The sequence below is a fragment of the Plantactinospora sp. KLBMP9567 genome, assembly GCF_033446045.1.
Classification (GTDB): Bacteria; Actinomycetota; Actinomycetes; order Mycobacteriales; family Micromonosporaceae; genus Plantactinospora.
Genome location: NZ_JAWQRR010000038.1, coordinates 123814 through 145802, shown reverse-complemented (window position 1 = coordinate 145802; position 21989 = coordinate 123814). Strand labels below are relative to the sequence as shown.

The 21989-nt window shown below is 73.2% G+C and carries 19 protein-coding genes and 3 pseudogenes; 13 read left to right on the top strand and 9 right to left on the bottom strand.

Annotated elements, in window-relative coordinates; translation table 11 throughout:
* Nucleotides 1-21 precede the first annotated feature (21 nt).
* The 5 genes from R6Y94_RS45330 to R6Y94_RS27990 all read left to right on the top strand — a co-directional run bounded on the left by R6Y94_RS45330 (nt 22) and on the right by R6Y94_RS27990 (nt 3316).
* Complete coding sequence (locus R6Y94_RS45330; protein ID WP_412102908.1) at nt 22-132, top strand: GntR family transcriptional regulator; 111 nt, start codon at nt 22-24, stop codon at nt 130-132.
* A gap of 398 nt (nt 133-530) precedes the next feature.
* The gene (locus R6Y94_RS28005; protein ID WP_318398839.1) at nt 531-662 is read left to right on the top strand and encodes a hypothetical protein; all 132 of its coding nucleotides are present in this window, start codon (nt 531-533) and stop codon (nt 660-662) included.
* 143 nt (nt 663-805) lie between these two features.
* Nucleotides 806-1321, top strand: a complete 516-nt coding sequence (locus tag R6Y94_RS28000) for a DUF2231 domain-containing protein (RefSeq protein WP_318398901.1) — start codon at nt 806-808, stop codon at nt 1319-1321.
* Nucleotides 1322-1614: 293 nt separating this feature from the next.
* Nucleotides 1615-2190 (top strand): Hsp20/alpha crystallin family protein, encoded by a 576-nt coding sequence (locus R6Y94_RS27995; RefSeq protein ID WP_318398838.1) that lies wholly within the window; start codon nt 1615-1617, stop codon nt 2188-2190.
* Between the two features lie 22 nt (nt 2191-2212).
* Nucleotides 2213-3316, top strand: a complete 1104-nt coding sequence (locus R6Y94_RS27990) for a glycosyltransferase family 9 protein (protein WP_318398837.1) — start codon at nt 2213-2215, stop codon at nt 3314-3316.
* Here the strand turns inward: R6Y94_RS27990 and R6Y94_RS27985 are convergent.
* The 3 genes and pseudogenes from R6Y94_RS27985 to R6Y94_RS27980 form a co-directional block, all read right to left on the bottom strand.
* Nucleotides 3258-4208: a glycosyltransferase family A protein gene (locus tag R6Y94_RS27985; RefSeq protein ID WP_318398900.1), complete on the bottom strand. Its 951-nt coding sequence runs from the start codon at nt 4206-4208 to the stop codon at nt 3258-3260. The two genes, R6Y94_RS27990 and R6Y94_RS27985, sit on opposite strands and share 59 nt — an antisense overlap.
* Before the next feature lie 233 nt (nt 4209-4441).
* A pseudogene (gene rfaE2 / locus R6Y94_RS45325) lies at nt 4442-4864 on the bottom strand (D-glycero-beta-D-manno-heptose 1-phosphate adenylyltransferase); the annotation flags it as partial.
* Between the two features lie 68 nt (nt 4865-4932).
* Nucleotides 4933-6355 (bottom strand): annotated as a pseudogene (locus R6Y94_RS27980) (PfkB family carbohydrate kinase); the annotation flags it as partial.
* Between the two features lie 175 nt (nt 6356-6530).
* Between R6Y94_RS27980 and R6Y94_RS27975 the strand changes: the two are divergent.
* Nucleotides 6531-7079, top strand: a complete 549-nt coding sequence (locus tag R6Y94_RS27975; protein ID WP_318398835.1) for a type 1 glutamine amidotransferase domain-containing protein — start codon at nt 6531-6533, stop codon at nt 7077-7079.
* 394 nt (nt 7080-7473) lie between these two features.
* Nucleotides 7474-9045, top strand: coding sequence for an MDR family MFS transporter (locus R6Y94_RS27970; protein WP_318398834.1), 1572 nt, complete (start codon nt 7474-7476; stop codon nt 9043-9045).
* Between the two features lie 71 nt (nt 9046-9116).
* On the opposite strand, the gene R6Y94_RS27965 is transcribed toward R6Y94_RS27970, so the two are convergent.
* Complete coding sequence (locus R6Y94_RS27965; protein ID WP_318398833.1) at nt 9117-9611, bottom strand: NUDIX domain-containing protein; 495 nt, start codon at nt 9609-9611, stop codon at nt 9117-9119.
* 68 nt (nt 9612-9679) lie between these two features.
* Here R6Y94_RS27965 and R6Y94_RS27960 point away from each other — a divergent pair, with 68 nt between their 5' ends.
* From R6Y94_RS27960 to R6Y94_RS27950, 3 genes are all read left to right on the top strand, one after another.
* On the top strand, nt 9680-11311 hold the full coding sequence (locus R6Y94_RS27960) for a long-chain fatty acid--CoA ligase (protein ID WP_318398899.1): 1632 nt from the start codon (nt 9680-9682) through the stop codon (nt 11309-11311).
* A gap of 271 nt (nt 11312-11582) precedes the next feature.
* On the top strand, nt 11583-12497 hold the full coding sequence (locus R6Y94_RS27955) for an NADP-dependent oxidoreductase (RefSeq protein WP_318398832.1): 915 nt from the start codon (nt 11583-11585) through the stop codon (nt 12495-12497).
* A 41-nt stretch (nt 12498-12538) separates the two neighbouring features.
* Nucleotides 12539-12901 (top strand): hypothetical protein, encoded by a 363-nt coding sequence (locus R6Y94_RS27950; RefSeq protein WP_318398831.1) that lies wholly within the window; start codon nt 12539-12541, stop codon nt 12899-12901.
* 34 nt (nt 12902-12935) lie between these two features.
* Here the strand turns inward: R6Y94_RS27950 and R6Y94_RS27945 are convergent, their stop codons facing one another.
* Nucleotides 12936-13961, bottom strand: coding sequence for an NADPH:quinone reductase (locus R6Y94_RS27945; protein ID WP_318398898.1), 1026 nt, complete (start codon nt 13959-13961; stop codon nt 12936-12938).
* 517 nt (nt 13962-14478) lie between these two features.
* On the opposite strand from R6Y94_RS27945, the gene R6Y94_RS27940 reads away from it, so the two are divergent.
* Nucleotides 14479-16353: an acyltransferase family protein gene (locus R6Y94_RS27940; protein ID WP_318398830.1), complete on the top strand. Its 1875-nt coding sequence runs from the start codon at nt 14479-14481 to the stop codon at nt 16351-16353.
* Here the strand turns inward: R6Y94_RS27940 and R6Y94_RS27935 are convergent.
* The gene (locus R6Y94_RS27935; protein WP_318398829.1) at nt 16322-17149 is read right to left on the bottom strand and encodes an FkbM family methyltransferase; all 828 of its coding nucleotides are present in this window, start codon (nt 17147-17149) and stop codon (nt 16322-16324) included. The genes R6Y94_RS27940 and R6Y94_RS27935 overlap by 32 nt on opposite strands.
* Nucleotides 17150-17781: 632 nt before the next feature.
* Here R6Y94_RS27935 and R6Y94_RS27930 point away from each other — a divergent pair.
* On the top strand, nt 17782-18759 hold the full coding sequence (locus tag R6Y94_RS27930) for a quinone oxidoreductase (RefSeq protein WP_318398828.1): 978 nt from the start codon (nt 17782-17784) through the stop codon (nt 18757-18759).
* Between the two features lie 112 nt (nt 18760-18871).
* Entirely contained in the window at nt 18872-19651 is a 780-nt protein-coding gene (locus R6Y94_RS27925; RefSeq protein ID WP_318398827.1) for a methylenetetrahydrofolate reductase, read from the top strand.
* A 19-nt stretch (nt 19652-19670) separates the two neighbouring features.
* Here the strand turns inward: R6Y94_RS27925 and R6Y94_RS27920 are convergent, their stop codons facing one another.
* From R6Y94_RS27920 to R6Y94_RS27910, 3 genes and pseudogenes are all read right to left on the bottom strand, one after another.
* The gene (locus R6Y94_RS27920) at nt 19671-20042 is read right to left on the bottom strand and encodes an Mth938-like domain-containing protein (protein WP_318398897.1); all 372 of its coding nucleotides are present in this window, start codon (nt 20040-20042) and stop codon (nt 19671-19673) included.
* Nucleotides 20019-20675, bottom strand: a pseudogene (locus tag R6Y94_RS27915) (HAD family hydrolase); the annotation flags it as partial. The pseudogene R6Y94_RS27915 and the gene R6Y94_RS27920, both read right to left, overlap by 24 nt.
* 69 nt (nt 20676-20744) lie before the next feature.
* On the bottom strand, nt 20745-21881 hold the full coding sequence (locus R6Y94_RS27910; RefSeq protein ID WP_318398826.1) for a glutathione-independent formaldehyde dehydrogenase: 1137 nt from the start codon (nt 21879-21881) through the stop codon (nt 20745-20747).
* Between the last annotated feature and the right edge of the window lie 108 nt (nt 21882-21989).

Here is a 21989-nt window from a genome sequence, read left to right as displayed (position 1 = left end):
TGACTCGACGCCACAGGTGCACTGCCTTCCGAAGGGCAGTTGGCCCAGGCCTACGGCGTGGCGACGAAGACCGCCCGAGCCGCGTTGCAGCAGGTACGAAACGAGGGCTTGGCCGAGCTGGCGCCCGGCTAGGTGTGGTCGTACGAGAGCATCCGGAGCCGAGGTGGTTCAGGCCGAGCCGGGTTCTGCCGTGTGGGCACGGAATCCGACGCCGGCCGAGCGACGCGAGTACGAGGTGCCAGAGGGTGTGCCGCTGCTTGTGGTCACCCATTCCGAGGGGGCGTCCGACCTGTATCCGGCGGACCGCTACCGGGTCGGGATGCTGCCGGCGGAGTAGCAGCATCCATCCCTCTGCGCTCGGAGCATCGAGTCGGGGATTGGTACGTCACGGCAGTACGGCGGGCAGGTCGAACCGGGCCACGTGCGCTGTTCCTGCTCGCCTGGGCCCTCTTCGCGCGCCGGGTGCTGGGCGGGGTCGCCCGGGTCCCGGTTGGTCGGCTTCGGCGTGCTGGTCTTCGTCGGCCCCGGCGATGATCTTCCTCTCGCCGCTGCTGATCTTCTGCACCGCGAACTCCGTGCTGCTCGGGGTGGTGGTCGCCGCCTGGCGGGCGCTGGCCCGGCAGCCGAGGGCCCGCCGGCACCAGCATTCAGCCCCGAAATAGCGGAACAGCGCGGTACGGAGGGTTTGCGGGCGGACAATTCGGGTACCGCGTCAGCAGCGTGCGGACGTGTCGGCCTACGCATGACGAGTGCGTGGGTACGACGGCTGCGGCGCCGCATCCGCTGAGCCTGGGAGGCGACGATGATGGAGAGCCGACTGAAGGTGCTCGGGCACCCGGTCCATCCGATGCTGGTGATGTTCCCGATCGCCCTCTTCGTGTCCGCCACGATCTTCGACATCATCGACGTGGCCGGCGGCCCGGCGTTCCTCGGCGAGCTGGCCTACTGGAACATCCTGGTCGGCCTGATCGGCGGGGTACTCGCGGTGATGGCCGGCGCGGTGGACCTGCTGGCCGTACCGTCCGGGACCCGGGCCAAGCGGGTGGGGGTGGCGCACGCCTCGACCAACATCGCCGTGCTGCTGCTCTTCGCCGCCGTCTGGGCGGTCCGGCTGGCCGCGGACACCCGGGCGGCCGGCGGTGCCCTGGTCGCGATCGAGGTGGTCGCGGTGGCCGGTGCCGGGCTCGGCGCCTGGCTCGGCGGCGAACTGGTGGACCGGCTCGGCGTCGGGGTGGATCCGGAGGCCGACCTGAACGCGTCGAGTTCGCTGCGTCCCCGGACCACCGCCGCGGCGTCCGCGGACCGACCCGAGAAGCGGTGAGTGGGGCGGCGACCGCGACCACCGGCCGATCCGCGTGGTGTCGGTCCGGATCGCCAACCGGTCAGGAGCCAGGACCACGGCAGGGAACCAGGACCGTGGCGGCGGCCGGCTGTCGCGAGCGCCGCGCCGGCTGTTGCGGCCGCTCCGCACGACTACGCCCGCCGGGTCGCCGAGTAACCCGGGTCCGGACGCGTTGACCGGCCCGAGGACGGGTATCCGGGACCGTGCCGCCGGCCGGTGGCGGGCGGTGGTTCCGACGAGTGGCAGGAGACGACGGGAGGGAACACGGCGGCATGGCTGAGCCAGGACGTGGCACCGGAGACCGGGGCTGGGATCCGTTGGGTGAGTTGCAGGCGCTCCGCGCGGAACTCGGCCGGCTGGTCGGCTCCGCGCTGGTCGGCGGCCGGGGCGGGCAGCCGGATGTCGAGCTGAGTCCGAGCGACGACGGCTGGACGGTGGTGGCCCGGCTGCCCGGGGTGGCCCCGGAGGAGGTGGCCCTGGAACTCGACGACCGTGAGCTGTGCATCCGGGCCCGCTCCGAGGCCGAGGTCAACGCCGACCACGGAATGGTCGGCAGCGGATCGCAGGCCCGTGCCTTCGAGCACCGGGTGCACCTGCCGGCACCGGTCGACCCGGATCGGATCGACGCCGTGATGGACCACGGTCTGCTCACCGTCAGGCTGCCGAAGGCGCCCCGGCCGGGCCGGCGGACCATCACCATCGGCGGCCGGCGCCACGACCCGGGCCAGCGCGCCGGGCGTACCGGCGGAGCCCGCATCCAGCCCGCAGCCGTGGACCCGGCCGCCGACCGGGAACTGCACGCCCCGGACACCGCCGCCGGTACCCCGGGCCCCGGGTTCACGGGCTGAGCGGGCGGCGGACCCGTACCCGATGATCGGCAAGGTGCGCGATCTCGTCGGTGACGTCGAGCGGATTGCCGTACTCCGGGCCAACGCGCTCGGCGACTTCATCTTCGCGCTGCCGGCGCTCGACGCGCTGCGGGCCGGCTATCCGGACGCCGAACTCGTGCTGATCGGCGCACCCTGGCACGAGCGCCTGCTCCGGGACCGGCCCGGTCCGGTCGACCGGGTGATGGTGGTGCCGCCCGCGCACGGGATCCGGGTGGCCGGGCCGGGCGAACCGGCACCGTCGGCGGAGTCGATGGCCCGGTTCCTCGACGCCGCCCGCCGGGAGCGGTTCGACCTCGCGCTCCAGATGCACGGCGGCGGGGCCAACTCCAATCCGCTGGTGGCCGGGCTCGGTGCCCGGGTGACCGCCGGATTGCGCAGCGAGGACGCGCCGCCGCTGGACCGGTGGCTCCGGTACGTCTACTACCAGCCGGAGGTGGTCCGCTACCTGGAGGTCGCCGGCCTGGTCGGCGCCAGCCCGACCGGCCTGGTGCCCCGGCTCGTCGCCACCGAGGCGGACCTGACCGAGGCGCGCACGGTGCTGGGCGAGCCGGTGCACCCCCGGATCGCCCTGCACCCCGGGGCGAGCGATCCGCGTCGCCGCTGGCCGCCGGAGCGTTTCGCCGAGGTCGCCGACCAACTCGTCGACGACGGCTACGAGGTGCTGGTGACCGGTACCCCGGACGAGCGGGACCTCGCCGAGCAGGTGGTGGCGGCGGCGCGGCGGCCGGTCCGCTCGGTGGTCGGCGAACTCTCGCTCGGCGGCCTGATCGGCTGCTACGCCGGCTGCGAGGTGGTGGTGGCCAACGACACCGGTCCGGTGCACGTCGCCGCCGCGCTGGACACCCCGACCGTCGGCATCTTCTGGGTCGGCAACGTGATCAACTGCGCGACGCCGCTGCGCGGCCGGCACCGGCCGATCGCCTCGTGGACCCTGAACTGCCCGGTCTGCGGCCGGGACTGTAGCCGGGAGATCTATCCGGCCCGGGGCGGCGGTGGGCCGGCCTGCCCGCACCAGGTCTCCTTCGTCACCGACGTACCGGTGGTGGAGGTGCTGGCGGCGGTGGCCGATCTGACCGGGCGGTGACCTCCCAGGCCTCCATGGTCCGCTCGGTCACCGTGGTCGGCGCCTCCAGGTGGTACGCCCCGCTGGGCAGGACGCCGGCTCCGGCGTACCGGGCCATCACGGCGAGTTGGGCGGCCACGTCCTCGCCCTGGTGCCCGGGGTCGAGCCGGGTCCAGAAGTCGAACCCGCCCGCCGCGCGCAGCCGGGACCGGTCGTAGAGCACGCAGCCGCCGATCCAGGAGACCTTGTACGCCCGCCACTGTCCAGCCGGCAGCCGTCGCGCCTCCGTGACGTGCAGCAGGTTGGCGGCGGAGTGGATCTGCGCCCGGTCCCACTCCGGCGTGCCGGGGCGGAGCCGCTCCGGCTCCGGTGGGCCGTCCCACTCGACGTAGTGCCGGTGCGTCTCCGGCCGTACGTCGTCCAGATAGGAGAGTCCGTGCACCGCGTTGCCGACGAAGCCGCAGTCGAGTTCCCGGATCGCGCTGAGCAGTCGGTCGACGCTGCCGGGTTCGAGCCAGACGTCGTCGTCGAGGAAGAGCACGTACCGGGCCGCCGAGGCGTCCAGCAGGTAGGCGCGGTGCTCGGCCAGGCCCCGCCGGGGCAGCCGGCGGGTGAGCAGCACCGGATGGCCCCGGTGCCGGAGTACCCGCACCATCGCCGCCGCCGCGGGTGCGGCCCAGCCAGGTTCCCCGTCGGACTGGTCGCTGACCACCACCCCGAACCCGTCCGGCCCGTCCGGCCCGGCGGAGTCGGTGTCGGCGGCCTGCGCGCCGGCCCCGGCGGGGCGCTGGGCGGCCAGCCCGGCCAGGGTGACCGCCAGTTCGGCGGGGCGGTTCCGGGTCGGCACCAGCACGTCCAGCAGACGGGGCGTACGGAAGTCCGCCGGGCTGCCGGGGTCGAGCGGGCGGGTGATCGTCCTCGGTGCCGCGCCACCCTGGGCGCGATGTGGCCCGGCGCTCACGCCTGGCGGCTCGGCCCGGACGCCGTCCCGCCGGAGTCCGCCGAAGCGGGAACGGCCTCCCTGCTCCCGTCCGGCGAGGCGCCCTGGGCGCCGTCGGGCGGGGAGTGGCGCTGGGCGCCGTCGGGCAGGTGGCGCCGGTCGGCCTCATCCCCGGGACGGGCGGCCGCCGCCTGGCGCCGGTCCTCGCCGTGTGAACGGATCCGGTCGATCACCGCCGAGGTGGACTTGTCGGGTACGTAGCCGAGGGTGCGGACCTGGCCGCCGAGCCGGCGTACCAGGGGTGCCTCCGGGACCATGTCCGGCGGGTAGTCGCCGCCCTTGACGTACACGTCGGGGCGGATCGCCTCGATCAGCGCGCTCGGCGAGTCCTCCTCGAAGACCACCACATGGTCCACACAGGAGAGCGCGGCGAGTACCGCCACCCTGTCCTCCACCGGGTTCACCGGGCGGTCCGTGCCCTTGAGCCGCCGTACGCTGTCGTCGGAGTTGACCGCCACCACCAGCAGGTCGCCGAGATCGCGTGCCTGGTCGAGATAGCGCACGTGCCCCCGGTGCAGTACGTCGAAGCAGCCGTTGGTGAAGACGACGGCCCGCCCCTCGGCCCGGTGCCGCTCGACGAGTTCCACCAGGGCGTCCCGGTCGAGCACGATCCGGGGCGGTTCGTCGCCGGCCGAGCCGAGCGCGGCGAGCAGGTCGTCGCGCAGGCAGACACAGGTGCCGGTGTCCGAGACGGTGGTGGTGGCGGCGAGCTGGGCCAACTGGGCGGCGGTCGGCAGTGGGGCGTTCGCGGCCAGCGCCAGCGTCATCGCCGCCAGGTACGCGTCACCGGCGCCGACCGCGTAACTCGCCGGTACCGGAGTCGCGTGGCTGCGCCGGGACCGCCCGTCGGCCCCGCCCACCACCGCGCCCTCGGCGTCCAGGGTCACCGCCACCACGTCCGCACCGGTGCGTTCCCGCAGCTCGGCGAGGCGGGCCTGGGCGACCAGCGCCCGGCTGGCGCCGCCGGCCGCGACCGGACGCCCACCGGCGGCACTCGACGTCTCGTCACCGGCCACCACGATGTCGTCGCCGGAGACCCCGATCTCGTCACTGGTCACCGTGAGGCCGTCCCCGCCGACCGGACCTCCGCCGTCGCCGCTGCCCGGCGGCGTACCCTCCGGCGCGGCGGGGCCGTCGCCGTCCCGGCCGCCGTCCTCGGTGCCACCGGCGGCGACCGCCGGCGCCGGCCGACCGGCGATGCCGGCACCGGGTCCCCTGACCGGGCCACCGTCGGCATCCCTGCCGGCGTCCGCGCCGTCGCCCTTTCCACTGTCAGCGTCGCCCTTTCCGCCGGTCGCCACCGTGCTGCCGTCCTCGGCGACGCTGACCCGGGTGCCGGCGACCGCCGACGCCGGGCTGGCCGGGCCGGCGGAGACCGCCTCGTTGAGCAGCCGGGTCGCCTCGGCGAAGCTCGGGGTCACCACGGTCGGGGCGAGTCCACGCCAGTAGGCCAGGTCGTGCGCGTCCAGGGCGACAGTGGCGAAGGAGTCGCGGTGCCGGACCAGCCAGCTCCGTACCGCCTCGGGCAGCGCACCCAGGCCGTAGTCGCAGACCACCAGGGTCGGTGGCTGGCCGTCCCGGTCCGCCCGCAACTCCTCGGTCGCCCGGGCGAGCGCGTTGAGCATCCGGCGTACGCCCTCCTCGGGCAGCGTCTCGTCGGCGTCGCCCTCGTCCTCGCGGAGCAGGATCTGGTCGGCGGCGAGCAGTCGACGCTTCACCGGGGTCGGCCGACCGGGCTGGCTGATGGTCCGGTCCCAGACACCGGCCCGGTCCAGACAGTCGTGCAGTTCGTCACCGGCCACGTCCGCGCCGACCGGGGCGACCAGCGCTGCCCGGCCGCCCAGCGTGGTGAGGTTGACGGCGGTGTTCGCGGCGCCACCGGCTGCGGTCAGCCGACGGCGCAGGGTCAACACCGGCGCCGGCGCCTCCCGGCAGAGCCGGTCCGACTCGGCGAACCGCCATTCGTCCAGCATCGCGTCGCCGACCACCAGTACGCCCCTGCCGAGCCAGCTCTCCACCACCGAGGCCAACCGGCGCTGTTCCGCTGCGTCTGTCGCCATGTGGCGACGGGTCCCCGGTGCCCGGCCGGGCAAACCTGGTCCTGCCGGGCACCGGGACCCGGCGGTGGCCGTACGGCGGGTTTGGCACCCGGCGTACCGGGAACGTCTTTTTCACGGGATGCGACCCAAAGGTTCGTTGCCGCATATCCCCCCGATTCCCTGAGAGGAGAAGCGAATGACCGCGACGTTGCAGGGCAAGCGCATCGCGTTCCTGGCCACCGATGGCGTGGAGGAGGTCGAGTACACCCGACCCCGGCAGGCGGTCGAGGCGGCCGGCGGCCGGGCCGAGCTGGTCTCCCTGGAGGGCGGCCGGATCCAGGCCTTCAGCCATCTGGACAAGTCCGGGACGTACGACGTCGACACGATCGTGGCCGAGGCGGACCCGGCGGCCTACGACGGCCTGGTGCTGCCCGGCGGGGTGGCCAACCCGGACGCCCTGCGGGCGAGCCCGGACGCGGTCCGGTTCGTCCGGGCGTTCTTCGACGCAGGCAAGCCGGTCGGGGCGATCTGCCACGCGCCGTGGACGCTGATCGACGCCGATGTGGTGAAGGGGCGCACCGTCACCTCCTGGCCCAGCCTGCGGACCGACCTGTCGAACGCGGGCGCGCACTGGGTCGACGAGGAGTGTCACGTCGACAACGGCCTGGTGACCAGCCGCAAGCCGGACGACCTGCCGGCGTTCTGCGCCAAGCTCGTGGAGGAACTCGCCGAGGGCCGGCACTGATCCTCCGGCACGCGGCTGGAGAGGCGATGCCTCCGGCACGTGGCTGAGAAGCGATGCCTCCGGCGCGGCGGCTGGAACTGCGACCCGCCGCCAGCGCGCAGCGGCGAACGAGAAGAGCCGCTCCGCCGGGCCCCGCCGACCGCCCAGCAGAGGCGAACGAGTAGACCGCCCCGCGGGGCCCCGGCGACCGCTCACCGGACCGGCGGGGCCCCGGCGAGCGCGGCGTGCCGAGGGCGCATGATCGTGATCACAGCGCTCGCGTTCGCCTGGGCCGGGCGGTGGCCCAGGCCGAGACTGGCGGTAGGCATTTTCTGTGCCAACGGGGGGAGAAGGCACTATGACCACCGCTGAGGACACGCGGCCGGCCCTGACACACCGTCAGATCCTGCTCCTGATGAGCGGTCTGATGACCGGCATGCTGCTCGCCGCACTGGATCAGACCATCGTCGGAACGGCGCTGCCGACCATCGTCGGCGAACTCGGAGGGATCAACCACTACTCGTGGGTGGTCACCGCGTACCTGCTGGCGTCGACCGCCTCGACCCCGCTGTACGGCAAGATGGCCGACCTCTTCGGTCGCCGCCCGGTCTTCCTCTTCGCCATCGGGGCGTTCCTGGTCGGCTCGCTGGCCGCCGGCTTCGCGCAGGACATGACCCAGCTCATCATCACCCGCGGGGTGCAGGGGCTCGGCGCGGGCGGTCTGATGACGCTGGCCTTCACCATCATCTCCGACGTGGTGTCGGCCCGGGACCGTGGCCGTTACCAGGGCCTCTTCGGCGCGGTGTTCGGGCTCTCCTCGGTGGCCGGGCCGCTGGTCGGCGGCTACTTCGCCGAGCACGACTGGCGGTGGATCTTCTTCCTGAACGTGCCGCTGGCGGTGGTCGCCATCATCGTCTGCTACCACGTGATGCGGCTGGTCCCGTTCCAGCGCCGGCAGCACGCCATCGACTGGCTCGGCGCCGGCCTGCTGGTGGCCGGGGTGAGTTCGCTGCTGCTCGCGCTGAGCTGGGGCGGCAATGAGTACGCCTGGGGCTCCGGGATCATCATCGGGTTGTTCGTGGCCGGAGCGGTGCTCGGCGTGCTGTTCCTGGTCCAGGAGGCTCGGGTGGCCGAGCCGATCCTGCCGCTCAAGCTGTTCCGCCGGTCCACCTTCGCGCTGGCCAACGCCGCGGGCTTCATCCTCGGCCTGGTGATGTTCGGGTCGATCATTTTTATCCCGCTCTATCTCCAGATCGTCAAGGGCGCGTCGCCGACCGACAGCGGTCTGCTGATGCTGCCGATGATGGCCGGCGTGATCGTCACCTCGGTGCTCTCCGGGCGGGCGATCAGCCAGATCGGCCGGTACAAGTGGTTTCCGGTGGTCGGGGCCGTCGTGCTGGTCACCGGCATGCTGCTCTTCACCCGGTTGCGGGTCGACACCCCGCTATGGAACGCCTTCGTCTACATGGTGCTCATCGGCATCGGGCTCGGCCTCTGCATGCAGCCGCTGATCCTCGCCGCGCAGAACGCGGTCGAGATGCGCGACCTCGGCGCCGGTACCTCGGCCGCCACCTTCTTCCGGTCGTTGGGCGGCGCGTTCGGGGTGGCGATCCTCGGTGCGGTGCTCTCCGCCGGGCTCTCCGGCAGGCTGGCCGACCGGCTGCCCGGCGCGATCGCCCAGCTCCCGCCGGAGCAGCGGGCGCAGTTCGCCGGTGCCACCACGGAGTTCTCGGTCAACGAGCCGTCCCGGATCCTGGCGCTGCCGGAACCGATCCGGGCCGCCGTGCAGGAGTCGTTCGTCGGCGCGCTGCACACCGTCTTCCTGGTCGCGGGGCTGATCGCGTTCCTGGCGGTGGCGGTGACCCTGGCGATGCCGAACCAGGAACTGCGCGGCGGCCCGCCGCCCGGCTCCGGCGAGGGACTGGCCCGGGAGCGGAAGGGCGACGCGGCCACCGAGATGGAGGCGAACGCCCAGACGCTGATCTGACCCTGAGCGTCCGCGACCTCTTCCGGGTCAAGGAAGCGCGCACCCGCCGCGAACCGGGCCAGGCCGCCGGACTACTTCAGGACGACCTGGCCGGTCTGCTCGAAGACGGCCAGGTCGTCCAGGGTCTCCAGCACCGTGGAGGAGACCGGGGCGGGCAGTGCCCGGGGCGGGAAGAAGCCGGCGTTGGTGGTCTCGTCGGTGCTGGTGAGCAGCTCGCCGGACCAGGCGTCGACCCGGAAGGCGACCACGAAGAGCTGGTACGTGTCGCCGTACATGTTGGTGAAGGTGCGGTCCGGGCCGGTGTACATGGCGAACGGGGTGACCTCGGTGGCGGTCAGCCCGGTCTCCTCCCAGACCTCGCGGACGGCACACTGGGCGATCGACTCGCCGAGTTCCATCGCGCCGGCCGGCAGTGCCCAGTAACCGTTGTCCGAGCGCTCGATCAGCAGCACCTGGCCGGCCGCGTCGCGTACCACGCCCCGGGCGCCGACGAACATCAGCGTACGGTCACCGGCGAGGGCGCGAAGCTGGCCGAGGTACGACTCGGCCCACGGGATACTGCTCATCGGGATGCCTTCCGGGTGGTCAAGGTGTGAGCTGCGACACTAGGTTGTGGTCCATGCGTAGCACGATGATGGACGCACCCCTGCTGATTTCCCGCATCCTCGAACACGGCAGCACGGTGCATGGCACCGCCGAGGTGGTCACCTGGCTGGGCGACGGTTCCCGTCGGATGACGTACGCCGAGGTGGGTGCGACCGCCGCCCGGCTCGCGCACGCGCTCCGCGACGACCTCGGGATCACCGGCGACCAGCGGGTTGCCACCTTCATGTGGAACAACGCCGAGCACCTGGTCGCGTACTTCGCGGTGCCGAGCATGGGCGCGGTGCTGCACACGCTCAACATCCGCCTCTTTCCCGACCAGGTGGCCTACATCGCCAACCACGCCGAGGACCGGGTGGTGCTGGTCGACTCGACGCTGATCCCGCTGCTGGCCAGGGCGCTGCCCGAGATGTCCACTGTAGAGCACGTGGTGGTGGTCGGCGGCGGTGACCCGGCGCCGCTGCGCTCGGCCGGCGGCGGGCGGATCGCCGTACACCGCTGGGACGACCTGCTGCGGGACCGGCCGGACCGGTACGACTGGCCGGAACTGGACGAGCGGGACGCCGCCGCGCTCTGCTACACCTCGGGGACCACCGGCAACCCCAAGGGCGTCGCCTACTCGCACCGGTCGATCTGGCTGCACTCGATGCAGATCTGCCTGCCGGAGTCGTTCGGGCTCGGCCCGACCACCCGGGAACTCGCCATCGTGCCGATGTTCCACGCGATGTCCTGGGGCATCCCGTACGCCGCCTTCCTCTCCGGGGCCTCACTGGTGATGCCGGACCGGTTCCTCCAGGGTGCCCCGATCGCCGCGATGATCGAGGCCGAGCGGCCCACCCTGGCCGGTGCGGTGCCGACCATCTGGACCGACCTGTTGAACTACCTGGACGCCAACGAGGTCGACACCTCGTCGCTGACCGAGGTGATCGTCGGTGGCTCGGCCTGCCCGCCGGCGCTGATGCACGCCTTCGCCGAACGGCACCGGATCGACGTGATCCACGCCTGGGGGATGACCGAGATGTCCCCGCTCGGCTCGGTGGCCCGACCGCCGGCCGGGGCGACCGGCGCGGAGGCCTGGCGCTACCGCTACACCCAGGGGCGGGTGCCGGCCGGAGTCGCCGCCCGGATCGTCGGCCCGGACGGCACGCCCTTGCCCGCCGACGGCAAGGCCGTCGGCGAACTGGAGGTCCGGGGCCCGTGGGTGACCGCCCGGTACGTCGGCGACGACGCACCCGAGGAGGAGAAGTTCCGGGACGGCTGGCTGCGTACCGGTGACGTCGGCACACTCTCGGCGGACGGCTTCATCATCCTCACCGACCGGGCGAAAGACGTGATCAAGTCCGGTGGTGAGTGGATCTCCTCGGTCGAGTTGGAGAACGCGCTGATGGCGCATCCGGCGGTGCGGGAGGCGTGCGTGGTCGGCGTACCGGACCCGCGCTGGGACGAGCGTCCACTCGCGACGGTGGTACGGCAGGAGGGCGCCGAGGTGAGCGCCGAGGAACTGCGGGACTTCCTCGCCGACCGGGTGGCCGGATGGCAGTTGCCCGAGCGGTGGGCCTTCGTCGACGCCGTACCGAAGACCTCGGTGGGCAAGTTCGACAAGAAGCGCGTCCGCGCCGACTACGCCACCAACGCCCTCACCGTGACCGTGCTCCCGACCTGACCGTCGGTGTGCTGTTGCTACCCCTGGAGGGGCAGCGGGAGATTACGTTCGCCGGTTGCCTTCACGGGCGCCAGCCGGCGGCCAGCAGGGCGGAGCGCAGTTGTGCGGCCACCTCGGCCGGGCGGTCCGGTACCAGCCAGGCGGGGAAGCGGAGTATCCGGATGCCGCTGGCAGTTCCCCGTCCCGCCGCCGGCCGGTCGGGCCGCGATCCGCCCGTTGCCAACTCGATGTCGTGCCGGGAAGGATGTTGGCCACGCGGAAGGGGCGAGCGATGCGAGCGGTGGCGGTGACGGCACTGGGCGGTCCCGGTGTGCTGGGGGTGGTCGAGCGGCCGGACCCGGTCGCCGGCCCCGGCGAGATCCTCGTCCGGGTACGCGCCGCGGCGGTGCACCCCGCCGACCTCGCCGCCAGGGCGGGACAGGTCCCCGGCGGCCCGATCGAGCCGCCGTTCCTGCTCGGCTGGGACTTCGCCGGTGACGTGGTGGCCCTCGGAGACGGGGTCACCGACTACCGGCCCGGCAGCCGGGTCGCCGGAATGGTGCCGTGGTACCTCACCCGGGGCGGCGTCGGGGCGTACGCCGAGTTCGTGGTGGCCCGGCCGGACTGGCTGGTCGGCGTACCGGACGAGCTGGACGCGGCGGAGGCGGCCACCGTGGCGCTGAACGCGCTGACCGCCCGGCAGGGGCTGGAGATGATGTCGCTCGCCTCCGGGTCGACGGTGCTGGTCACCGGCGCCAGCGGCGGGGTGGGCGGCTTCGCCGCCCAGTTGGCGGCCCGGGCCGGTCACCGGGTGATCGCGGTGGCCAGCTCCGACGACGAGGAGTGGGTACGCGGCCTCGGCGTCGCCGAGGTGGTGCCCCGCTCCGCCGAGCTGGCCGAGCTCGGCCCGGTCCCCGCGGTCTTCGACGCGGTACCGGTCGGGGCGGCGGCCGGCGCCGCGGTCGCCGACGGCGGCGCGCTGGTGACGACCCGACCGGTACCACCGCTCGATCCGCCGCGCGGGGTACGGCAGCAGACGGTTCTGATCCGGCTCGACCAGCCGATGCTGGCGGAGCTGATGACCGAGGTGGCCAAGGGACGGCTACGGACCCGGGTCGCGGCCTCGCTGCCGCTGGCGGAGGCGGCCGACGCCCACCGGTTGGTCGCGGCGGGGCGGCTGCGCGGAAAGATCGTCCTCGTGCCGTAGCCGGCCCGCGGCAGGAGGAGAACGGCACCGTCTCGAAGAACGTGGCCATCTTCAGCGGCAGCGGGATCCGGGTGAGCTGGGACGGTGGACACGACTGGCGGCAGACGGTGCTGCCCGAGGATGTCGAGGCCGGCGGCAACGCGGGGGCCGCCGCACTGGCGATCGGCGACCGGGCCGCGTACACGGTCGGCCGGGTCGACGGTGAGCTGCCGGTCTATCGCAGCGTCGACCCGGGGCGGACCTGGCGGCGTACGGCCGCGCGGGTCCAGGTCGGCCCGGGTGCCTCGGCGGTAGCCGTTCCCGGCGGCTACGCCCAGTCCGGCAACCAGGACTCCTCCGGCGGATGGCTCTCCCCGGACGGCATCACCTGGTCGTACGTCGGCCCGCCCACGATCGAGCGCTGACCCCGTCCGGCGGGCCGGCCCGGACCGGTGGTGATCAGGACTCGCTGGTCACCACCAGCACCTTGCCCACCGCCGAGTTCTGCACGGCGGCGTGCGCCTGGGCCACCTCGTCCAGCGGGTAGTAGTGCAGCGGCAGGCCCGCGTCGGTGCCGATCCGGAGTACCCCGGACGACGCGGCGGCGGCGACGTCCGTCACGGCCTGCGCCTTGGCCACCGTCGACAGGGTGTAGACCAGCACGAACTGCCAGCGGACGTTCGGCACCATCAGCGGGCGGACCGGCAGGGTGAGCGCGGCGCCGCCGTCGTCGGCGTACACCGCGACCGCGCCGTTGGCACCGATCACCTGGCAGTCGATCTCGGCGTTGCGGGCGGCTGCGACCTCGACGATCGCGTCCACCCCGTCCGGCGTGATCTTCCGGACCTCGGCCACCACGTCCTCTTCGCGGTAGTTGATCACATACGACGCGCCGGCCGCGACCGCGAGCTGGGCCTTCTCCGCGCTGCTGACCGTGGCGATGACGGTGGCGTCGGCCCACCGGGCGAGCTGGACGGCGGCGTTGCCGACCGCCCCCGCCCCACCCTGGACCAGGACGGTACGCCCGGTGAGCGCACCGACGTCGAGGCGGTCCGGCATCGTCTCGCCGACCGTCAGACAGCGGTGCGCGGTCATGAACGGAATGCCGAGGGCCCCGCCGAGGTCGAACGAGGCCGAGCCGAGCCGCACCACCTGCCGGACCGGCACCACGGTGTACTCGGCCGCGGTCCCCCACGGCCGCTGCCAGGCCGCCTCCCAGATCCAGACCCGCTCGCCGGTGAGCTTCGCATCGACACCGGTACCGACCGACTCGATGATCCCCGCGCCGTCCTGGTTCGGAATCTGCCAGCCGTGCCGGGGCGGCGCGCCGGAACCGTCGCCCTGCCGCGACTTCCAGTCGGTGGGATTCACCCCCGAGACGGCGACCCGGACCAGCACCTCCCCCGGACCCGGCTCCGGCACCGGCCGGTCCACCACCTCGAGCACGGACGGATCGCCGGTGCGCTGGTAGACCGCCGCCTTCATCGTCGACCTCTCCGGTGCTGCCACGCTCGACCACCTCTCGTCTCGATCCGCGGGCCGGCCCGCTCACCCCGATCCGCCGGCCGGACCCCGCACGCGTTACGACCGATCACCATCTTGCTGCCCGAACGGGTGGATCGCCGGAGTTTCGTGACCGGGCACGGGTGTGCGGCGTCACAGACTGGGCCGGGCGGCCGCATCTCGTGCCGCCGCCGCCACGGGTCCCGACCGGTGGTCGACCTTTGACGTCCGGCGGGCGGTCGGCCGGGTCGGGGTGGGGAGCGACGGGAAACACGCCGCGAAGGCCCAGTCAGCGATCGTTCAGGTTTGTCGGGTAGGACTGTTGGGCAAGGGTCCGTCTGTCGAGGGCGCCGGCCTGCCGGGCGGTTCCGCCGGAGCTGGTGGCCGGGCGGGCGGCGTTGGCGGGGTGTCGCCGGAGGCGTTCCGGGTCGCCCGTGCCGACGACGTACGAGTCGCCCGGGACCGTCGGGCGCGGCCGACCGGAGACGTGGAGACGCCGATGGGAACCTCAGCCGAGCCTGCGGTGCCGGCTGCGGTCGTACCGGTGGCTGGGCCGGCGGACGGCTCGCCGGGTGCTCGGGCCAGCGGCTCGTCGGGCGATCGGGACCGGTACCTGGACCTGTGGCGGGCGGCCGCGCTGGTCCGGGTGGTGACGTACCACGTACTCGGCTGGATCTGGCTGACCGTGCTGTTCCCGGCGATGGGGCTGATGTTCGCGCTCGCCGGCTCGCTGATGGCCGGCTCGCTGGACCGTACCGGCCCGGGTGCGGTCGGGCGGCGGCTGCGCCGGTTGCTGCCCCCGCTGTGGGGGTTCGGGGTGGTGGCGGTCACGCTGCTGCTGGTCACCGGCTGGCGTACGGCACCGACCGCGGCACTCGGCTGGGGCGAGATGGTCTGGTGGGTCTTCCCCGCCCGTACCCCGCCGGTCGGCGACCAGTCGTGGGCCTGGGCCTACAACGTGGTGCTCTGGTACATCGTCACCTATCTGTGGCTGGTGCTGCTCTCGCCGGTGCTGCTCGCCGCGTTCCGCCGATGGCCCTGGCAGAGCCTGGCGCTGGCGGTGGCGCTGCCGATCGCCTTCCGGTTCAACATCGTCAACGTCGGCGGGTACTTCAACGAGCAGGCGACCAACGTCAGCACGTACCTGGCCTGCTGGCTGCTCGGTTTCGCGCACCACGACGGGCTGCTGCGCCGGATCCCCGCCCGGCGGTACGCGCTCGCCGTCGGGCTGCTCGCGGTCACCGGGGCCGGTTGGGTGCTGGCGGTCGGCTGGTCGACCGGCAACTACGACCTGAACCGGATCGCGGGCGGCAACACCCTGTGGTCGATGGCGTTCGTCGCGACGGTGCTCCGGTTCCGGCCCCGACTCGACTGGCTGGGCCGGATCCGCCTGCTGGACCGCCTCGTGGAGCTGTTGAACGCCCGGGCGGTCACGGTCTATCTGTGGCACCTGCCGCTCGGGGTGCTGGCCGGGGCGCTGATCGCCCCGCTGGCCGTCTCCGGCTGGGTGCAGACCGTCACCCTCCGGCTGGCCGCGGTCTGGCTGCTGGTGGCCGTGGCGGTGGCGCTGTTCGGCTGGATCGAGGACCTGGCCGCCCGCCGCCGCCCGGCGCTGCTTCCGGCCCGCGTCAGCCCGTCCCGGCGCGGGACCGCCCGTACCGCGCCGTCGGGTCGGGGCGCCGGAGCCGGGGTACCGGCGGTCGCCGTAACGGTCGCTCCGGCCGGGCCGCTCCCGACGCCCGGGACACCCACGGTGTCGCCCGGGGCGGCGGCGCGGCGCTGGCACCGGGCGATGGCCTCGACCGTCGCGGTGCTGGCCGTCGCCCTGGGGGTGATGGCGCTCAACCTGTGGCCCGGGGTGACGACACGCAGCCAGGCCCAGCCGTCCCCGGCCGAGGTCACCTACTACCTCTCCGACCTGCCGATGCTGCTGGACGGCAGTTCGGAGCGGCCCTCGCCGACCCCGGCCACCGGGTCGTCCCCCGGTTCCGTCACCGTGCACGGCCAGGTCTATCCGCGCGCGGTGCTCACCGCCGCGCCCAGCCGGGTCCGGGTGCAGCCGCCCGCCGGCTGCGAACGGCTCCGGGCCGTGATCGACGTCGGCGCCGACGACGTCGAGGTCGCCTTCGCGGTACGCGCGGACGACGTGACCGTCTTCGAGTCGGGCGTACGCAGTCGGGCGGACAGTGCCGAGCAGATCGACGTGGCGATCGCCCGTGCCAGCTTCGTCGACCTGGTGACCAGCAGTCCGTCCGGTGGCGCGGGGGGGGGGGGGCCCCCCCCCCTGGGGGGGGGCGCCCGGCGGCGGCGGCCCCCCCGGGGCCCCCCCACGTCCGTCGGGGTCAGCGCGACCGGAGCACCACGTCCTTGCTGAGATCGCCCCAGCCGGTCTCCCGGGCCCGGGCGACCGTGTCGCGCAGCTGCGACTCGTCCACCGGCTGCTCCCGGCCGGCCTGTTGCAGGGCGACCGCGAAGTTGGCGCAGAGGTATTTCAGCAGGTCGTCGTCGGCGTGCAGGATCTCGCAGATGCCGGCGGCCCGTCGGCGGTGGAAGAGCCCGGCCATCCCCTCCAGGGCGGCCTGCTCGTGACCCTCGACGTCGATCTTGAACAGCAGCGAGTCGTCGTCGCCGAGCTGGATCCGCTCGTCGAGCCGGAAGCACTCCACCTCGACGCCCCGGTCGTTCTGCACCCGCAGGGATGCGACGCCGGTGTGTTCGTGCAGATAGAGCCGGGCGGTACCGGATCGGTCGCTGGCGGCACCCGCGTGCAGCACGGTGCCCGGGTAGTCGCCGGTGGCCGCCGCGATCGTCTTGCGCAGCCAGGGGAGTACGGCTGGGTTCGGTTCGACGAGATGCAGTTCGCGCAGGCCGTAGTAGCAGGTCGAGAAGGCCACCTCGCCGTAGTTGGCGCCGACGTCGATCGCCACGGTGGGCCGGATCTCGGAGACCAGACGCCGCCAGGCGGCAACCGCCTTCCGGTCGAGGTTTCCCTTGTAGACGGCGAGTTCGGTGCCCCTGATGTCGGTGTGGTCGGCGTGCAGTACGACGCCGATCTCGTTCCGGAACGCCCCTGCCCGGGTACGGAGGGCGATCCGGTGGGCGGCTCGGCGGACGTGGTGGGCACCGGACTGGTGGTAGGCGCGGCGCAGCGTCGATCGAAAAGTTGGCATACCGTTGACCGTTCTCGCTGATCGTTGGGGGTTGTCACAGGTCCGGTGACCCGCCGGTGCTCTCCGGACTCCGCCGGCGGCGGTGCCGGCCAGTTTCGTAGCGGTACGGGCGGTGCCGGCCGTGCCGGTGCAGCCGTCCCGCGCCTCGCCCTCCAGCGACCTCCTCCAGTAGGGCCTGCTCCTCGGGCATGTTACGCAGACAATCACCTAGAGCAACAGTCCCGATACCCAGTGAAGTAGTACGCGGATCCATCTCGCGTTTTCCCTGGTAGTGGCCGGATGAGGGACACTCCCGGCGCACCCGGCCGTACGCCGCACAAACCCCGTTGTCAGGCGCCCTTTCGCCGGGCCCGTGATCCGCCCGGAGGTCCCCGCCGGGCGGGGGTTGCCCGGCGGAGCCGTCCCGCCCACCGACCGATCCGGTCGGAAAGCCGACACCGGCCGTGGGTGAACGCGTCCGTGGCGGTGCTGCGGCCGGCCGACCGGCCGGCCACCACCCGGGTAGGTACGGTCCGGCCCGGGCGCCCGGGCCGGGTGAAAGCCGGGCCGGACGCGCCGACGACACGCCAGAGCCTTCCGCCGATCGCGGCGATCCGGGGGTGCCACGGCGGCGCACGGGAGACGATGGCCGCATGCGGGCGGTGCTGATGCGGCGACACGGCGGACCGGAGGTCCTGGAGATCGTGGACGCACCGGCGCCGCAGCTCGGCGCCGGTCAGCTCCTCGTCGACGTCGCCGCCGTCGGGGTCAACTTCACCGACGTCTACCAGCGGCAGGGCGTCCAGCCGTATGCGGGGGACCTGCCGGCGGTGCCGGGGCAGGAGGGCGCCGGCACGGTCGCGGCGCTCGGGCCCGGGGTCGAGGGTTTCGCCGTGGGCGACCGGGTGGCCTGGGTGAGCGTGCCCGGCGGGTACGCCGAGCAGGTCGCGATCCCGGCCGAGCGGGCGGTGCCGGTACCCGAGCACGTCGACTTCCCGGTCGCGGCGGCGGCGATGATGCAGGGACTCACCGCGCACTACCTGTCGCACACCACCCACCTGGTGACGGCCGGCGATCCGGTCGTGGTGCACGCGGCGGCCGGTGGGGTCGGGCTGCTGCTCACCCAACTCGTCAAGCTGGGCGGTGGCGTCGTGGTGGGCACCACCTCGACGGACGAGAAGGCCGAACTGGCCCGTCAGGCGGGCGCGGACCATGTCGCCCGGTACGACACCTTCCTCGACACCGTCCGTGAGGTGACCGGTGGTGCCGGTGCGACGGTGGTCTACGACGGGGTCGGCCGGACCACCTTCGACGACAGCCTCGCCGCGCTGCGTCGCCGTGGCCTGCTGGTCGCGTACGGCGCCAGCAGCGGGCCGGTACCGCCGTTGCAGACCGAGCGGCTGGCCGCCGGAGGCTCGCTCTATCTGACCCGGCCGACCCTGCCGCAGCACATCGAGAGCCGCGCCGAGTTGCTCGGTCGGGCCGCCGACCTGTTCGGCTGGATCGGCGCGGGGCGGCTGTCGATCCGGATCGGCGCGACGTACCCGCTCACCGACGCGCCCCGGGCGCACGCCGACCTGGAGGGCCGGCGTACCAGCGGCAAATCCCTGCTGCTGCCCGGCCGACGCTGACCGCCCGGTCCGGCCAGCGTGATCCGGTGCAGAGCTTCAGAGCTGGGTGCACCGGTCCGGGCGCCCGCGAGGCGCCGGGCCGGCTGGACGAGTCCGGCGTACGCTGCTCCAGGTGAACTCGCCGAACTTCGACCTGATCTGCGAGATCGAGCCGCCGACCCGTCCCGACCTGCGGCACGTACGCCACCAGATCGGGGTACTGGCTCCGGTCGCGCACTCGTTCCTGATTCCCGACAATCACATCGGCCGGGCCACGGTGTCGAGCATCGCGGTAGCGCACGAGGTGGCCGCGATGGGTGGCCGGAGCATCGCCTGCCTGAACTCGCGGGACCGCAACCGGCTCGGGTTCCAGCGGGACATGCTGACCGCCGCCGCGTACGGGGTGCGGGAGTTCCTCTTCGTCTACGGCGACAAGCCGACGGTCGGGGACCGGAGCGGTGAGCTGACCGTGCGCGCGATGATCGACGAGGCCCGGACGGCCGGGGAGAGTCCGGCCTTCGCCGGGCTGCCGCCGTTCCGGGTCGGCGTGGCCGCAGGCTTGCGTCGGCTGCCGAGCTGGAAGCGCACCGCCGACTTCGTGTTCGCGCAGGTCAGCTTCTCGGTCGACGCGCTGCTGCGCTGGCGGGAGTCGGTCGCGCTGGACGTGCCGGTCTACGCCGGGGTGATGGTGCTGGCCAGCCCGACGATGGCGCGCACGCTGGCGGCGAGCATCCCGGACATCGAGATCCCGGCCGACCTGGTCGAGCGGGTGGAGCGGGACCGGCGGGCCGGGGTCGACGCGGCCTGCGAGCAGATCGAGCGGCTGCGCGACAGCGGCGCGTTCGACGGCGTACACCTGGTGCCGGTGGCCCGCTACCGGGAGATGGCGCTGCGGCTGGAGGGCCGGGGATAGCGCTGGCAGGTGGAAGGGGTCAGCAGGTGGAGTGGAAGAGACCGCCCACCGGCTCCCGTGCGGCGAGACTGTTGTAGAGCTCGACGGCCTCGTCGGTCCGGGCCACATGGACCTCGACCGCCCGCTCGTGGAGGAACCGCAGCGTCGCCGCGTCGACCCGGAGCCGCCCGTCGAAGCCCTCGGAGAGCACCACCCGGGTCGCCCCGTTGGCGATCAGCTCCTCGACGTCGGCCGGCTGGATCCCGGGCTCGTGCCGGGTGCCGGTCTCGGTCCAGTCCCAGGGCCGGCCACCACCGGGATAGAGCTTGAAGTCCTTGCCCTCGCCGAGCCCGTCGACCACCATCCGGCCCCAGGAGATCTCCTGGATCCGCGGCGACCGGGCCGGCGGCACCGTTTCCTCGGTGAGGTCGGTGACGTGCGGCAGGACCACCGCGGCGAGCTGTTCGGCGTCCGGGTCGAGCGGGTACGACCCGTGCGGGATCGCCACCACCCGCATCCCGGCGGCGGCCGCCGAGCGTACCCCGTTGCTGGAGTCCTCGACCGCGACGCAGCGGTCGGCCGGCACGCCGAGGCGCTGCGCGACCGCGAGGTAGGCGTCCGGAGCCGGCTTGCCCCGGGCCACCTCCTCGGTGGAGAGCGTCGCCCGGAACTGGTCGGTCAGCCCCATGGCGTCCAGCGCCACGTCGATCAGCCGGCGTGGGGACGAGCTGGCCAGCCCGAGCGGCCAGTGCCGGGCGATCCGGCGGACCACCTCGGGCGCGCCGTCGATGACCGGCAGGTGGCTCTGGTATTCCCGGGCCATCTCGTCGACCACGTCGGTCGCGATCTGCTCGGCGCTGCCGGGTACGCCGAGTTCGCCGAGGTAACGGGCCCATTCGCCGGTGCTCATCCCCATCAGCCGGCGCTGGGTGTCGGGCTGCCACCGGCCGCCGGAGGTGTCGACGTAGCGTCGGCGGACCCGCTCCCAGACCGGTTCCGAGTCCACCAGTACGCCGTCCAGGTCGAAGACCACCGCATCCACCACTACTCCATCCTGCCCCAGTCGGGCGCCGCCGGCCGACCGGACACCCGCCGGTCCGCTCTGCCGAGCGGATCACGCGGCGGGCTTGAGCACCACCTTGGAGTAGCCCTCGTCGCGCTTGTCGAACCGGTCGTAGCCCTCCGGCGCCGCGTCGAGCGGCAACTCCTTGCTGACCACGAAGCTCGGCCGGGCCCGCCCGGCGACGATCAGATCACGCAGGTACCGGTTGTACGCCTTGACGTTGGTCTGTCCGCTGCCCATCCGGAGCGCCTTCTCGAAGAACGTGCCGACCCGGAACAGCAGTTCGCCGTTGCGGGAGTGCTCGTCGGGCGCCCCGGGGTCGTGCGGTACGTAGAGTCCCACCACTCCGATCCGACCGGTGGCCCGGACGATCTCGACCAGGCTGTTCAGCACCCCCGCCGGCTGTTCCTCGCCGCCCCTGCCGGTCCCCTGGTAGCCGACCGCGTCGACGCCCTTGTCCGTTCCGTCGCCGTCGGTCTGGTTCCGGATCTGCTCGACCGGGTCGCCCTTGCCGAAGTCGATCGGGATCGCGCCGATCGACTCCGCGAGGCGCAGCCGCGAGGGCACCCGGTCGACCAGGAACACCTTGGCCGCGCCGATCAGCATCGCCGAGTACGCCGCCATCAGCCCGACCGGGCCGCCACCCATCACCGTGATGGTCTCGCCGGGGCGCAGCTCGGTCATCGCCACCCCGTGGTAGCCGGTGGGGAAGATGTCGGCGAGCATCGCGAAATCGTTCTCGTGCTCGTTGCCGGGCGGCAGTTTCAGGCAGTTGAAGTCGGCGAACGGCACCCGCAGGTATTCGGCCTGGCCGCCCCGGTACGGGCCCATGTTGACGTACCCGTAGGCGGCGCCGGCGAAGCCGGGGTTCGCGGTGAGGCAGTAGCCGGTGTAGCCGGCCAGGCAGTTCTTGCAGAACCCGCAGGCGACGTTGAACGGCATCGACACCCGGTCGCCCCGCTTGACATGCGCCACGCCGGGGCCCACGTCGACCACGATGCCCATGTTCTCGTGCCCGAAGACGATGCCCGGCTCGGCGCCGGTACGCCCCTCGTACATGTGCAGGTCGGAGCCGCAGATCGCGCTGGTGGTCACCTGCACGACCACGTCGTTGGGGTCCTGGACCCGGGCGTCCTCCACGTTCTCCACCGCGACCTCGCGCGGCCCGTGGTAGACCACTGCCTTCATGCCTGCCTCCCTCCGGCCGTATGCGCGGCGCGGCCACCTCCCGGATCCAGCCTAGGCGGACGATCTTCAGATAACGGGCGAATCGTCTCCTGGCAGGGATCTCCGCGC